The sequence below is a fragment of the Vibrio sp. 10N.247.310.24 genome (genome assembly GCF_041467175.1).
In the GTDB taxonomy this organism is placed as follows: Bacteria; Pseudomonadota; Gammaproteobacteria; order Enterobacterales; family Vibrionaceae; genus Vibrio; species Vibrio tasmaniensis_A.
In genome coordinates this window covers 1-13,355 of record NZ_JBFSUD010000021.1, presented here as the reverse complement: position 1 = coordinate 13,355, position 13,355 = coordinate 1, and the positions used below count along the sequence as shown (strand labels likewise).

12 protein-coding genes and 1 pseudogene are annotated in these 13,355 nt (G+C 43.7%); 7 read left to right on the top strand and 6 right to left on the bottom strand.

The features are described from left to right. Positions 1 to 297 precede the first annotated feature (297 nt). The 5 genes and pseudogenes from cgtA to AB6E08_RS08960 all read left to right on the top strand — a co-directional run bounded on the left by cgtA (position 298) and on the right by AB6E08_RS08960 (position 4,726). The gene (gene cgtA / locus AB6E08_RS08980) at positions 298 to 1,470 is read left to right on the top strand and encodes an Obg family GTPase CgtA (protein ID WP_009847831.1); all 1,173 of its coding nucleotides are present in this window, start codon (positions 298 to 300) and stop codon (positions 1,468 to 1,470) included. 169 nt (positions 1,471 to 1,639) lie between these two features. Then, complete coding sequence (locus AB6E08_RS08975) at positions 1,640 to 2,407, top strand: threonine/serine exporter ThrE family protein (protein WP_004735903.1); 768 nt, start codon at positions 1,640 to 1,642, stop codon at positions 2,405 to 2,407. Next, on the top strand, positions 2,407 to 2,880 hold the full coding sequence (locus AB6E08_RS08970; protein ID WP_009847830.1) for a threonine/serine exporter family protein: 474 nt from the start codon (positions 2,407 to 2,409) through the stop codon (positions 2,878 to 2,880). The genes AB6E08_RS08975 and AB6E08_RS08970 overlap by 1 nt, the downstream gene beginning before the upstream one ends. A 40-nt stretch (positions 2,881 to 2,920) precedes the next feature. Further along, entirely contained in the window at positions 2,921 to 3,400 is a 480-nt protein-coding gene (gene folA, locus AB6E08_RS08965) for a type 3 dihydrofolate reductase (RefSeq protein ID WP_009847829.1), read from the top strand. Between the two features lie 155 nt (positions 3,401 to 3,555). Further along, positions 3,556 to 4,726: pseudogene (locus AB6E08_RS08960) on the top strand (IS3 family transposase). A gap of 86 nt (positions 4,727 to 4,812) precedes the next feature. Here AB6E08_RS08960 and apaH read toward each other — a convergent pair. From apaH to lptD, 6 genes are all read right to left on the bottom strand, one after another. Then, positions 4,813 to 5,616 carry a bis(5'-nucleosyl)-tetraphosphatase (symmetrical) ApaH gene (apaH, locus tag AB6E08_RS08955; RefSeq protein WP_372064114.1) on the bottom strand — a complete coding sequence of 268 codons (804 nt, stop codon included), beginning with the start codon at positions 5,614 to 5,616 and terminating at the stop codon, positions 4,813 to 4,815. Between the two features lie 29 nt (positions 5,617 to 5,645). Continuing rightward, positions 5,646 to 6,026 (bottom strand): Co2+/Mg2+ efflux protein ApaG, encoded by a 381-nt coding sequence (apaG, locus tag AB6E08_RS08950; RefSeq protein ID WP_004735899.1) that lies wholly within the window; start codon positions 6,024 to 6,026, stop codon positions 5,646 to 5,648. An 82-nt stretch (positions 6,027 to 6,108) separates the two neighbouring features. Then, entirely contained in the window at positions 6,109 to 6,924 is an 816-nt protein-coding gene (rsmA, locus tag AB6E08_RS08945; protein WP_004735898.1) for a 16S rRNA (adenine(1518)-N(6)/adenine(1519)-N(6))-dimethyltransferase RsmA, read from the bottom strand. Further along, positions 6,921 to 7,910 carry a 4-hydroxythreonine-4-phosphate dehydrogenase PdxA gene (pdxA, locus tag AB6E08_RS08940; protein WP_372064112.1) on the bottom strand — a complete coding sequence of 330 codons (990 nt, stop codon included), beginning with the start codon at positions 7,908 to 7,910 and terminating at the stop codon, positions 6,921 to 6,923. Before pdxA ends, rsmA begins: the two co-directional genes overlap by 4 nt. Continuing rightward, entirely contained in the window at positions 7,900 to 9,195 is a 1,296-nt protein-coding gene (surA, locus tag AB6E08_RS08935; RefSeq protein WP_372064110.1) for a peptidylprolyl isomerase SurA, read from the bottom strand. The genes pdxA and surA overlap by 11 nt, the downstream gene beginning before the upstream one ends. 43 nt (positions 9,196 to 9,238) lie before the next feature. Continuing rightward, on the bottom strand, positions 9,239 to 11,587 hold the full coding sequence (gene lptD / locus AB6E08_RS08930; RefSeq protein WP_372064108.1) for an LPS assembly protein LptD: 2,349 nt from the start codon (positions 11,585 to 11,587) through the stop codon (positions 9,239 to 9,241). A gap of 149 nt (positions 11,588 to 11,736) precedes the next feature. On the opposite strand from lptD, the gene djlA reads away from it, so the two are divergent. Together djlA and AB6E08_RS08920 are read left to right on the top strand one after the other, a co-directional pair. Then, positions 11,737 to 12,591 carry a co-chaperone DjlA gene (gene djlA, locus AB6E08_RS08925; RefSeq protein ID WP_372064106.1) on the top strand — a complete coding sequence of 285 codons (855 nt, stop codon included), beginning with the start codon at positions 11,737 to 11,739 and terminating at the stop codon, positions 12,589 to 12,591. Positions 12,592 to 12,649: 58 nt separating this feature from the next. Then, positions 12,650 to 13,195, top strand: coding sequence for a DUF924 family protein (locus AB6E08_RS08920; protein WP_372064104.1), 546 nt, complete (start codon positions 12,650 to 12,652; stop codon positions 13,193 to 13,195). Positions 13,196 to 13,355: the final 160 nt, after the last annotated feature.

Genomic DNA, 13,355 nt, shown 5'->3' with positions numbered 1-13,355 from the left:
TACTAGCTTTCAAGCTGAATTCAAAAGCCCTGCCGATTCGGCAGGGTTTTTTATTTATAGCGAGAATAAAAAAGTAGACGCTCTGGCTTTAGTTTGAGAAGCAGTTTGGTTTTTCATAAACAGTTTAGTTTTAAGAAGCCGTTTGTTTTTAAGAAGCAGAAAGCAAAGAACCTCTCCTTATTTGTTCCTTGGTTGCAGATCGATCTAGATCTTAGGTGATCGATCTAAACACGGATCTGCTAGAATTTATATCACTCCTTGATGAGTGGTAACGCAACGTAAGTGCGGAGTTAAAAAATGAAATTCGTTGATGAAGCATCAGTAAAAATAGAAGCCGGTGATGGCGGTAATGGTACAGTAAGCTTTTGGCGCGAAAAATTCGTCGCTAAAGGTGGTCCTGACGGCGGTGATGGCGGTGATGGCGGTGATGTTTACATCCAAGCGGATGAAAACTTAAACACACTGATCGACTACCGTTTCCAACGTTTTTACAATGCAGAGCGTGGCGAAAATGGCCGCGGTGGTAACTGTACTGGTAAACGTGGTAAAGATATGACCATGAAAGTACCTGTAGGTACTCGTGCTGTTGATATCCACACTAATGAAATCGTTGCTGAAGTTGCTGAACATGGCAAAAAAGTCATGGTTGGTAAAGGTGGTTGGCACGGTCTTGGTAACACGCGTTTTAAGTCGTCGGTTAACCGTGCTCCTCGTCAAAAGACAATGGGTACTAAAGGTGAAGTTCGCGAACTGCGTTTAGAGCTTCTTCTATTAGCGGATGTTGGTATGCTTGGCTTGCCAAACGCTGGTAAATCTACTTTTATTCGCTCAGTATCTGCTGCGAAACCAAAAGTGGCTGATTACCCGTTTACCACGCTAATCCCTAGCTTAGGTGTGGTAAGTGTTGTCCCTGAGAAGAGTTTCGTCGTTGCCGATATCCCTGGCTTGATCGAAGGCGCAGCTGATGGCGCTGGTCTTGGTATTCGTTTCTTGAAGCACCTTGAGCGTTGTCGCGTTCTTCTGCATATGATCGATATTTTGCCGATCGATGGTTCTGATCCTATTCAGAATGCACTGACGATCATTGACGAGCTTGAGCAATACAGCGAAAAAGTGGCACAGAAACCTCGTTGGTTAGTGTTCAATAAAGTTGACCTAATGCCTGAAGAAGAAGCTGACGAAAAGATTCAAGAAATCGTCGAAGCTTTAGGTTGGGAAGGCGAGTACTTCAAGATCTCTGCTGTAAACAAGATCGGTACCAAAGATCTTTGCTTTAAACTGGGTGAGTTCATGGAGAACCTACCTCGTGAAGTTGAAGCAATTGAAGAAGAAGAAAAAGTTAACTTTATGTGGGATGACTACCATAAAGATGCGATGGCCGGTAAGAATGTCGTGACTGAAGATGACGACGACTGGGATGATTGGGATGACGAAGAAGATGACGGTCATGTTATCTATGTTCGTGATTAATAATCCTCGTAGTTTCTTATAAGCACTTTGGTCGCTTTTTCTAAGATACGCTGATAGTTTTATTAAACCGCAATGAAAATTGCGGTTTTTTTGTATCTAAATCATGACGTCTTGCTGTTTTTTATGCAAAATTTATCTTTAGATAATTAACGCCTATGGGAAGGAAATCATGGCATCAAAGCAAAGAGCGATCTCAAGGTTAGTCGCTCAATCAGGACAAATGTTATTAGCTCATGGCGCCGAGAGCACATTGGTCGGTGACATTATGCGCCGTATCGGTATTGCTTGTGGGGTGAATGAAGTTGAAGTTGCACTGTCAGCCAATGCGTTGGTTGTGACAACGGTAATGGATGATCATTGCATAACGACGACTCGAAGTTGTGCTGATCGTGGCATTAATATGCAGGTTATCACCGAGATTCAACGCGTGTGTATCATGATGGAGAAAGGGATTCTTGATTATGATTTAGCTTATAAGAAGATCCAAGGGATCAGTCCCGAACGCTACAACCGTTGGTTAGTTGTCGTAATGATAGGGCTATCGTGTGCTTCTTTTAGCCGTCTTGCTGGCGGAGATTGGCATGTCTTTATGATGACGTTTATAGCTTCGGCTTGCGGTATGATCGTGAGACAAGAGATTGGTCATCGCCATTTCAATCCGTTATTAAATTTCGCTATTACCGCTTTTGTCACCACCACCATTTCAGCTCAGGCAGTGCTCTACAATATTGGTGGTCAACCCACTATCGTGATGGCTTCGTCAGTATTGATGCTAGTGCCCGGTTTTCCTTTGATTAACTCCGTAGCAGATATGCTTAAAGGCCACATTAATATGGGTCTCGCACGCTTCACCATGGCCAGTTTATTAACGTTGGCTACAAGCTTAGGTATTGTCGCAGCGATGAGCCTATCTGACGTATGGGGGTGGGTGAACTAATGACTATTTTTGAACTTTTTGTTGGGTTACTCAACGACATGTTTTTTGCTGCGATTCCTGCGGTTGGTTTTGCATTGGTGTTTAACGTCCCGCAACGAGCGTTGATCTATTGTGCTCTCGGAGGATCCATTGGCCACGGTAGCCGTTACTTAATGATGCATTTCGGCATTCCCATTGAATGGGCGACGTTCTTTGCTGCTACATTGGTCGGCATGATAGGGGTGCATTGGTCGCATAAATTGTTAGCACACCCGAAAGTATTTACGGTTGCAGCCTTGATTCCGATGGTCCCTGGCGTGTTTGCCTTTAAGGCGATGATTGCCATGGTTGAGATTAACCGAGCAGGATACAACCCAGAACTATTGGCATTGTTGATGGAGAACTTTTTGAAATCGATGTTCATTATCGCAGGGCTTGCGGTTGGCTTAGCAGTGCCTGGGCTGTTATTCTACCGTCGTAGACCTATCGTCTAGCTTCAACTTCATTTTCAAGTAAGGACAGGACTTTCGATTTATGATCATCAGCATGATAGCGGCAATGGCGAACAACCGTGTAATTGGTAAAGACAATCAGATGCCTTGGCATTTACCTGCAGATTTCGCATGGTTTAAACGTTCAACTATGGGTAAACCTGTCGTGATGGGACGTAAGACTTACGATTCAATTGGACGTCCTTTACCGGGGAGGCTGAACGTTGTAATCAGCCGCGACGAGAGTTTAGAAATCGGAGGCGTCACGACGGTAACTTCGATTGAAAAAGCACTAGAGCTGGTTAGTGATGTTGATGAAGTGATGATCATCGGTGGCGGTTCAATCTATGAAAGCTGCTTACCAAAAGCGAACAAGTTATACCTGACTTATATCGATTTTGATGTGGATGGTGATACTCAATTCCCAGACTGGGGAGAAGGTTGGAAGCAGAGCTTTAATGATACTTATCAGGCGGATGAGAAAAACAAGCACAATATGGAGTTTGTGGTTCTCGAGCGTTAACGGTGGTTATTAAGCGTTAGGCTCTGAAAATGCTTGCGTTACTGTGCCCAGCTAGCGCAAGCTTCTCGTATCTCGTATCTCGTATCTCGTATCTCGTATCTCGTATCTGATGTGACCCCATAAAAGTAGACACTTAATACAGAGCATTGAGTGTCATGAAAGTAAAATCACAAAGACAATATACAGACGAATTTAAACGAGAAGCTGTTCAGCGATCTCTCGATTCTTCTGATACCGTTAAGTCAGTAGCACTATCCTTAGGAATATCGCCGGTGCTACTTTCTAAATGGAGATGCCAAATGACATCGAAAAAGACTAACTCCCTCCCAATACCTAACCACGGCCCCGAAAAATCCGTTGCACAACTGGAGAAAGAGATCCGTCAATTGAAAAAGAAGCTTGAGATGGCAGAGGTGGAGAATGATTTCTTAAAGGAAGCGAAGGCTTTCTTCGACAGCCAAAAAGAATAAGGTTCGAGTATATCCTTAAGAAGGCCAGTGTGAAGCTTCCTGTTATACGACTATGCCAATGGTTGGGCGTTTCTAAAGCGGGTTATTACAAGTGGCTAACAAGGAAACCATCGAAGCGAGAGGCAGACAATGAGTCTTTAAGTCACTACTTGAGGAGAGAAAGCAAAGCTCAGTATTGTATTCCAGGTTATCGAAAGCTTTGGGAAGCAGCAGTCGCTAACGGCTTTATTTGTAATAAAAGCGAGTACAGAGGCTTCTGCAGAATATGGGCTACCGCTCTTGCGCGAGCAAGAAGCGATATGGACGAGCGCCAAGACAAAATACGCTTATACCTGCCTATAACATTCTTGCCCGTCAATTTAAGGTGGATAAACCCGATAGAGTTTGGGTGTCAGATATAACTCAGGTGCGCTGTACTGATGGTTGGCAATACCTGTGCGTCGTCTTAGATTTGTTTTCACGCAAAGTGATTGGTTGGTCGACAAGTCGCATTAATAACGCAAAGTTAGTGCTAAGAAGCCTGAATAAGGCTTGGGAAAAAAGGCAGCCCTTAGGTCACGAGCTTTTGTTTCACTCCGATCAAGGTATACAGTATCGAGCGTTGGAGACGCTCCGTTGGCACCGTAAACGAAAGATTAAAGTCAGCATGTCGAGAAAAGGAAACTGTTGGGATAACGCTTGTTCCGAAAGTTTCTTTGCGCAATATAAGAAAGAGTGGATGAACAACTTAGATCAGCTTTCACGACAAGAAATGACGATGCAGAGTCGAATTTATATCGATACCTATTATAATCCAGTAAGAAGACATGGGACTCTAGGTGGAATGAGTCCCATGGACTTTGAACTAATCAACTAAACCCCTGTGTCTACTTTTTAGGGGCCATATCATATCTCGTATCTCGTATCTCGTATCTCGTATCTCGTATCTCGTATCTCGTGTTTCTATAGCGCTTTTTGAGTGAAAAACTGTTTGTCTTCCCAGCGAAGTATCGTCAAGTCTCCCCCCCACACACACCCAGTATCAAGTCCAATTACATCTTTTCCGTTATAGCCTTCAAGCGCAGCCCAGTGTCCAAAAACAACGGTTTTATCGAGCTTTATGCGTTGCGGAAGGTCAAACCATGGCACTAGTGGTTCATCGGTAATTTCATTCGGTGGTAGCTTACATGCCATGTCGAGTCGGCCATCTTCAAAACAGAAGCGCATTCTTGTCAGGCTATTGATCGCATAGCGATAACGTTCGATGTCTTGCAACTCGTTGTTCCAGAGATCTGGCGTGTTGCTGTACATGTTCTCAATAAGCCACTGCCAACGGTCCGATTTCAGTAATGACGTTATCTCTCGATTCTCTGTACGTGCTTGTTCTAAGTCCCATTGAGGTGAGATGCCCGCATGTGTCATGACAAACTCAGGGTGTTCTTGCATCAAGGGTTGTTGTCTTAACCATTCCAGCAATTGGTCACGGTCTTCAGCATCAATAATTGGTTGAGTCTTGTCTTTTGGTTTGGCTGAAAAGAGGCCTAAGGAGACCGCAAGTAGATGTAAATCATGGTTACCTAATACAACCTTAGCTGCGTCACCTAGGCTACGAATAAAGCGTAGTGTCTCCAATGATTTAGGACCTCGAGCGACTAAGTCACCAGCGACCCATAAGGTATCTTGTTGTTTGTCAAAGTTGACGATTTCAAGCAGTAATTGAAGTTCGTCGAAGCACCCTTGGATGTCTCCGACAATATAATTCGACACAATAATTTCCTGTAGGTACAGATGTACGGCTAATTAAGAATATTAGGGATCGCGAGTCTAAATGGATCCACTTCAGTTATGAAGTCGATGCCTTTGTTATCTGTCATCACATAATGACCTTGCATAACACCCACAGGAGTTTCGATGACGGTACCACTGGTGTAAGTGTATTCGTCGTTGGCCTCAATTACGGGTTGTTGCCCAACCACGCCATCACCTTCTATGGTGAGTTGTTTGCCGTTGGAGTCGGTAATCAGCCAGCGGCGAGACATGAGTTGAACCGTTGTTTTACTGAGGTTTTTGATGGTAATAATGTAGGCGAAGACGTAGCGGTTCTTCGTTGGTTCAGATTGTTCCTCTATGTATTTAGAGTGAACCTGACATTTGATACAAGGCGTAGATATATCCATATTCGCACCTTTTGTTGTTGGTATACTTTAAAGTATTACATAAAAAACAGGCTCCTCACCGAAGTGTAGGAGCCTTTTAGAATTATTTGTCAGCGCTGTGAGTGTCGTACAACCAGTTTGCCATGTCGACAAACTGCTCGAGCGTTAAATTCTCAGGACGCATGCCTGGGTTAACACCCAACTCTTCAAGTACTTCCTTGTCGATTAGGCTCTTGTAGCAGTTACGAACCGTTTTACGACGCTGGTTAAAGCCTTCACGACATACACGATCTAGCCATTTCAGATCTTTTGCCGGGTAAGGTAGCACTTCGTATGGCTGCAGGCGTACTACTGCAGAATCTACTTTCGGTGGCGGAACGAAGGCCGTTGGTGGCACTTCTAGCACAGGCGTCACTTTACAGTAGTATTGAGCCATTACCGTAAGACGACCGTAAGCTTTAGTTCCTGGGCCAGCCGCTAATCGGTTAACGACTTCTTTTTGAAGCATGAAGTGCATGTCTTGCACGTCTTTATGGAATTCAAAAAGGTGGAACATCAATGGTGTCGAGATGTTGTATGGCAAGTTACCGAAAATACGTAGCTTGTTGTTTGGCTTAACAAGTTGTTCGAAATCGAACTTCATTGCATCGCCTTCATAGATCGTTAGCTTATCAGCCAGATCGGGATGGTTGCGAAGACGTTCAGCCAGGTCTCTATCCAATTCGATAACTGTAAATTTATCGACAAGCTTACCCACTGGCTCAGTAATTGCACCTAGACCAGGACCGATCTCTACCAAGTTTTGACCTGGTAGTGGGTTAATGCTCGATACGATGCCATCAATAATGTATGGATCGTTAAGGAAGTTTTGACCAAAACGTTTACGCGCTTTGTGCCCTAAGTGGACATCATTTCTCATTGCTTTTTCTCTACTAATTCAATGGCGTGCGTGAGCGCTGTTCTAAAGCTCCCTGTATCGGCTTGGCCTTTCCCTGCCAAGTCTAAGGCGGTACCGTGATCGACTGATGTGCGAATAAACGGTAAGCCAAGCGTGATGTTCACTGAGCGACCAAACCCTTTGTATTTCAATACTGGGAGTACTTGGTCGTGATACATACCTAAAACAGCATCTGCATCTTGCAAATATTTTTCATTAAAGATGGTGTCTGCTGGCAATGGGCCAACTAAATTAATACCATCTTTCTGGCGAATTTTTTCTAGCGTAGGGGTGATAGTTTCTATCTCTTCACGACCCAAACAACCATCTTCACCAGCATGTGGATTCAAACCACACACGTAGATAGTTGGTTTCTCAATCGCAAATTTTTCAACCAAGTCTTTATGCAGAATAGCAATGATTTGCTCTAATCTGTCTTCGGTCACTGCTTGAGATACATAAGCTAGCGGGATGTGCGTTGTTACTAGAGCAACACGCAGCCCTTCTGTTGCCAACATCATCACGACAAGTGGAGTATTGGACTTCTCTGCAAAGAACTCGGTATGGCCACTAAAAGCAACGCCAGCTCGGTTAATTACACCCTTGTGAACAGGGCCGGTGACAATAGCATCAAATTCATCATTCATACAGCCAATTGCTGCGGTTTCTAATGTATTTAATACGTAGTGGCCATTCGCTTCATTAAGTTGACCCGCGACGACGACTTCAGCGAGTGGAACATGTTTCACAACCAGTGTTCCAGAGCGTTGAGGTTGCTTAGGCGATGTTGAGTCGTAGTCCAACAGCTCAACCTCAATCCCTAACATTTCAGCTCGCTCTGCTAGTAGGGTTTTGTCCGCACAAACTACGAGCTGATGTGGCCAGCTTTCTTGAGATAGAGCCAGAGTTAAATCTGGTCCAATTCCCGCTGGTTCACCTGCCGTAATGACAAGGCGTTTAGTTGTCATCTTGGTCATCCTCAACCATTTCAACAAAAGCACTCGCTCTTACTTCTTGCAGCCAAGCGCCAGCTTCTTCGTTGAACTTACGGTTAAATAGAATTTGGTATGCTTTATTCTTTAAAGCTGAGTCTGTACGGTCTACTTCTCTGCGATCAAGTACTTCAACAATGTGCCAACCATGAACCGTTTTGAATGGTGCGCTGATTTTACCTTCAGGTAGCGTTTCTACTTGGTGTTTGAACTCTGGTACGTACAAGTCAGGTGTTTGGTAGCCTAACTCGCCGTCTTGAACAGCTGAACCTGGGTCTTGGCTGTATTGCTGTGCAAGATCACCAAAGCTCGCTTCACCTGCGTTTACACGACGAGTGATTTCTTCAAGCTGCTCTTTCGCACCGTCATCACTCAAGATAACCGTTGGCTTAATCAAAATATGACGTGCATTAACTTCGGTAACTGCAACGGTTTCCAAACCTTTTACGTCTTCAATTTTTAGAATATGGAAGCCAACACCACTTCGGAAAGGACCGATGATGCTGCCTTTATTCTGCATTTTGATTTGGTCTGCAAAAATCGTAGGCATCTCTTCTTTACGCATCCAACCCCAATCACCACCTTGTAACGCTTTAGGGCCTTTAGAGTAAGTATATGCCATGGTGCTAAAGTCTTTGCCGTTGTTTAGCTCTTCCACTAAATCAGTCGCTTGTGCTTCTAATTCTTCTTTGGTTTGGTCGTCATTGAATCGCAGTTGAATGTGGCCAATTTTGTATTGAACAGTCGCATTGGTTTCTTGCGCTAAAATGTCCGCTAGGTTGTCGACTTCTGCTGGAAGGATATTAATACGACGACGAACTAAAGCATTACGCGCTTCACTTGCCGCAATCTCTTTTCTTACTTGCTCACGAAATGCATTGTAGCTCAGGCCTTCTTTAGCGACCGATGCAGTAAGTTGTTGTACTGTTTGGTTGTTATCTTTTGCAATGCCTTCAATCGCTTGATCCAGTCGAGCATCATCAATACGAACACCGATACGTTCCGCTTCTTGAGTTTGAATGGTATCGATGATCAACTTTTCGAGTACTTGCTCATTCAGTACATCTTGTGATGGTAATGTTTGACCACTTTTTTTCGCGTTTGCACGTAGTGTCTTCATTGAAGTATCAATGTCACTTTGTAAGATCACGCCTTCGTTGACGATCACTTTTACACTATCGAGTTCAACCGGTGCTGCATAGCTTATTGAGACAGTACAAGCCGCTGCGATAGCAATTAATGTGCGTTTCCACAATGTCATGTGTAATCCTTTATATTCACCGATGTTTTATCAGTAAAGAAAATTAGTTGTTTAAGAAGAATGGACGACCGTAGCTGAGTGCGTTACCTGAGCTTGTTTCACTTACTTCGCTTGAGTCTGAGCCTATGTTGGTACCAAAGCCAACAATACCGAAGTTAAAGCCAAAGTTTTTCTCGTATACTGGTGTCGCATTCGATGTGTTGATGTAATCACCTTCCCATCTACGTAATTGGTTACTGTAGGTGAAGCCGATATACCAACAATCTGACTTGTAATTGAGTTTAGCTAACCACTCAAGGTTCTCTTCGGTTGTTAAATCATAGAAATACTGAGCGCTGGCACTCCACTTACGTGAAATCTGGTAGGCTCCGAGTAATCCTGCTTGAGATATACCATCTTTAGTAATCGATCCAACATTAAAATCAACAGTGTCTTCGATATACTCTTTGGTTACGTAGCGGTAGTTGGTTTGGATATAACCACCAGAAAAACGGTACTCAATGGTGCTGTTGGCTAGTTGCATTGCTGTGGTGTCGATGTCGTACTGCACACCACCATGATAAAACAGGTAGTCGTCGTAATTAAAGTCGACTTCTACAGCCCAAGATGAGTAATTCGAGTTCTTATCTTTAGTATCAAGTGTTAGATGTTGTTTCGTATCTTTGTCGATATAAAAGATCTGTCCAAAAGACACATTGAGTCGCTCTTTATACTCATCATCAAAGAAACGAGATGATGCACCGTAGCTTACTTGGTTAGCTGCAGCGATACGGTCTACACCACTGTATTTACGGCTTCTAAAGAGACCATAATAATCAGTCTGCAGAAGTGTCGTATCGTAAAGACCAATGTTGTTTTGATCTTCTTTTGGTACGTACAGGTATTGAACTTGGGGTTCTAGAGTTTGAGTGTAGTTACCAATGACCTTGGTATCTCTTTCTAAAACGATACCGGCATGACTCCTAAACTCAGGGATTACTCGACTTACTGATTTTTCTAAATCTTTATATTTGTCACTTGTGGTATCAACACCATCAAGATCTTGTTGGTAGTAAGTACCAAGCAGTCGGGCTTCTGTGGTCCAAGTCCCCCAAGTGTTGCCTACAGGGATAGTAATACCCGGCTCAACGTGAATACGAGTTGCTGATGGTTTGCCTTTTGCATCGGTATCAAACAGAGACACATGGCTGATCAGATCGAAGTCTAAATACTCCGTTACCTCAGGGGCATAATAGTTGTATTCAAGCTGTGGGAGCAGGCGGTAAGGGAGGTTGTTTTTTGAGTTTGTAAGAACCTGAAAGTCTCGCACAAGTACAGAGGCATCCCAATTTTGAGAACGATAGGTTGCTAGCCCTTCTTGAAGTAACTGACCGTCCTCACGGTTACCAATGCCGCTTCCGTTGACATCTGTGAAGTACTCGATATCGCCAACTTTTGAGTAATCAATTTCAAACAACCAAGATTCTTGGAATATTCCTGAGTGATAAAGTTGAGCCCCCCAACGTTTGCCTTTCTCTGGGTATTTTTTGTCATCAGGTAAGTATTCAGACTTGATCATCCCGGAACCAAAATCGCTTAAATATCTAAATTCACTGTTAAGCTGAGTACCACGCTCTTTCATATGCTTAAAAGTGGTTTTCAGGTCATACTCTGGTGCCAAGTTCCAATAAACCGGGATCTCAAATTCAAAACCATCGCTCGAACCATATGATACGGTTGGATATAAAAAACCCGTTTTACGCGTATCGCCAATCGGAACGGTTAAGTAAGGCAGATAAAAAACAGGAACGCTCTGAATTTCAAACCTTGGATTGTAGAATGTAGCCTCTTCTTCATTTTGGTCGACATCGATACTTGATGCTCTTAGTCGCCATGCATTGTCGCCGATAGGGCAAGAGGTGATTGAGCCGTCTTCGATTTCATAGACGGCTTTACCTGTATTCGCGATATAAACCGCCTCTCCTCTGCCTTGCTCACAGAGGAATTCATAATTGGTATTTTCCAGCGTCATTTCATCGGTAGTCAGATTATTGGTTGCTCTTTCTGAAACGGATTTAATTTGACCATCGCTAAAGTTTACGTTGCCTTCAGCTACAACGATATTTTCTTGTTGGTGAAGCGTTACATTGTCGGCAAGGATGGTTTTGTTTCCTTGGGTAACTCTTACATCACCTGAGTAGATTGCCTTGTCACCATTGATAGCCTCTAAGCGATCGGACTCAACATGAGCGGGAAGTTGTGTCTCGTTTTCTGCAGCGGGCTCGATCAAGCATTGATCTATAGAGGGCATTTCCTGCACACTACTATCGGTGATTGTTTCAGCTTGAGTTGTCGACACGTATAATGCCGTACTTATAGACGCGGCTAACAAGGTGCGGGAAAAAAATTGCATGAAGTTGAACTATCCTGTGTCACTAGATGAAGGGTTGATCTAGTATCAATCCAATTAATAAAGCATTTTCCTTATGATAAAGGAAATATTAGCATTCAGCATCATCAGACAGCATTACTCAGACAAAATTCATAGATAGAGAACACATAATGCAAATATTTGGCAAAATTTTGGGCGCTTTTTTTGGTTTTTTATTTGGGGGGCCGCTCGGTTTAGTGTTTGGCCTATTTTTAGGGCACCAGTTTGATAAAGCTCGCCGACTGAACCAATCGGGCTTCAATAGTTCTGGTTTTGGTCGCGGACCAAGCCAAGCAGAAAGGCAGAATGAGTTCTTTAAAGCGGCTTTTGCGGTTATGGGACATGTTGCTAAAGCCAAGGGGCAGGTAACTCCGGAAGAGATTCAGCTCGCTTCTACAATGATGAAGCGTATGAACCTGCATGGCGAGCAACGTAAAGCGGCTCAAGATGCGTTTCGTGATGGCAAAGAAAGTGACTTCCCGTTAAGCGATGTGCTTGAGCGTGTGAAGATCTCATCGGGCGGCCGTTTTGATCTTCTGCAGTTCTTTTTAGAGCTACAGGTATCCGCAGCATTTGCTGATGGCAGCTTGCATCCTAGTGAGCGCCAAGTTCTGCATAAGATAGCGCAAGGTCTTGGCTTTTCTGCAGAACAACTAGAACGCCGTTTACAGATGCAAGAAGCAGCATTCCGTTTTCAACAGCAGGGTGGAAGCTTTGGTGGTCATCAAGGTCACGGGCAGTCATCTGGTTGGCAACAGGCTTCGCAACAAAACCAATTGGCCGATGCGTTTAAAGTTCTCGGTGTTAGTGAAAGTGCCGACGGTAAAGAGGTGAAGAAAGCTTACCGCAAGCTGATGAATGAGCATCACCCAGATAAACTGATGGCGAAGGGCTTACCGCCTGAGATGATGAATGTTGCGAAAGAGAAATCGCAAGAAATTCAGAATGCTTATGATCTGATAAAGAAAGTAAAAGGTTTTAAGTAATCGAACATAGACCGAGTCATACTATTAAATGATTCGGTTTTTTATTAAAGGGAATTATATGACGGTAACGTATCAGGATGTTCTAGAGTTTTGGTTCGATGAACTGACGCCAAAAGACTGGTTTACTGGCGGTGAAGAGCTCGATACTTTGATTGAGTCTCGTTTTGCTGAACTGCACAAAGCAGTTATCCAAGGTGAGCTATTTGAATGGCGACAAAATGCAGAAGGGCGCTTGGCTGAAATTATCGTGCTTGATCAGTTTTCTCGAAATATTGGTAGAAACAATCTGGCTGCGTTTACAGCTGACCCAATGGCGCTTGCTTTGGCTCAAGAAGCGGTAGCGGGTGGTTTTGATCACCAGCTTAACGAGCAACAAAAAAGCTTCCTGTATATGCCTTATATGCACAGTGAATCTTTGTTGATGCATGAACAGGCTGTGATGCTTTTTTCTCAGACAGGCTTAGAGAATAACTTGGATTTTGAGTTTAAGCACAAGGTTATCATTGAGCGTTTTGGTCGCTACCCTCACCGTAATGAGGTGTTAGGGCGAGCTTCGACTCCTGAAGAGGTTGAGTTCTTACAGCAACCGGGCTCAAGCTTTTAATTGTATAAACACAGTTCAATAGATAAAAAAGAGGCAAGGGCCTGTTGACCTTTCGAGCTGATTTTTGCAGCGAGTTGCTGGGTATTTATACAAGGCAGAGGTTTCGATGTGTAGCTAGCCTACATGAGAAGCCGATAACGTAGTAGAAATGACCAGCAAA

Bases quoted from the DNA above. Each gene is read 5' to 3' on its own strand.
- surA (WP_372064110.1), bottom strand. From the start codon at position 9,195: ATGACATTGTGGAAACGCACATTAATTGCTATCGCAGCGGCTTGTACT.
- pdxA (WP_372064112.1), bottom strand. From the start codon at position 7,910: ATGACAACTAAACGCCTTGTCATTACGGCAGGTGAACCAGCGGGAATT.
- lptD (WP_372064108.1), bottom strand. From the start codon at position 11,587: ATGCAATTTTTTTCCCGCACCTTGTTAGCCGCGTCTATAAGTACGGCA.
- AB6E08_RS08975 (WP_004735903.1), top strand. From the start codon at position 1,640: ATGGCATCAAAGCAAAGAGCGATCTCAAGGTTAGTCGCTCAATCAGGA.
- apaG (WP_004735899.1), bottom strand. From the start codon at position 6,026: ATGGATATATCTACGCCTTGTATCAAATGTCAGGTTCACTCTAAATAC.
- djlA (WP_372064106.1), top strand. From the start codon at position 11,737: ATGCAAATATTTGGCAAAATTTTGGGCGCTTTTTTTGGTTTTTTATTT.
- rsmA (WP_004735898.1), bottom strand. From the start codon at position 6,924: ATGAGAAATGATGTCCACTTAGGGCACAAAGCGCGTAAACGTTTTGGT.
- cgtA (WP_009847831.1), top strand. From the start codon at position 298: ATGAAATTCGTTGATGAAGCATCAGTAAAAATAGAAGCCGGTGATGGC.
- AB6E08_RS08920 (WP_372064104.1), top strand. From the start codon at position 12,650: ATGACGGTAACGTATCAGGATGTTCTAGAGTTTTGGTTCGATGAACTG.
- folA (WP_009847829.1), top strand. From the start codon at position 2,921: ATGATCATCAGCATGATAGCGGCAATGGCGAACAACCGTGTAATTGGT.
- AB6E08_RS08970 (WP_009847830.1), top strand. From the start codon at position 2,407: ATGACTATTTTTGAACTTTTTGTTGGGTTACTCAACGACATGTTTTTT.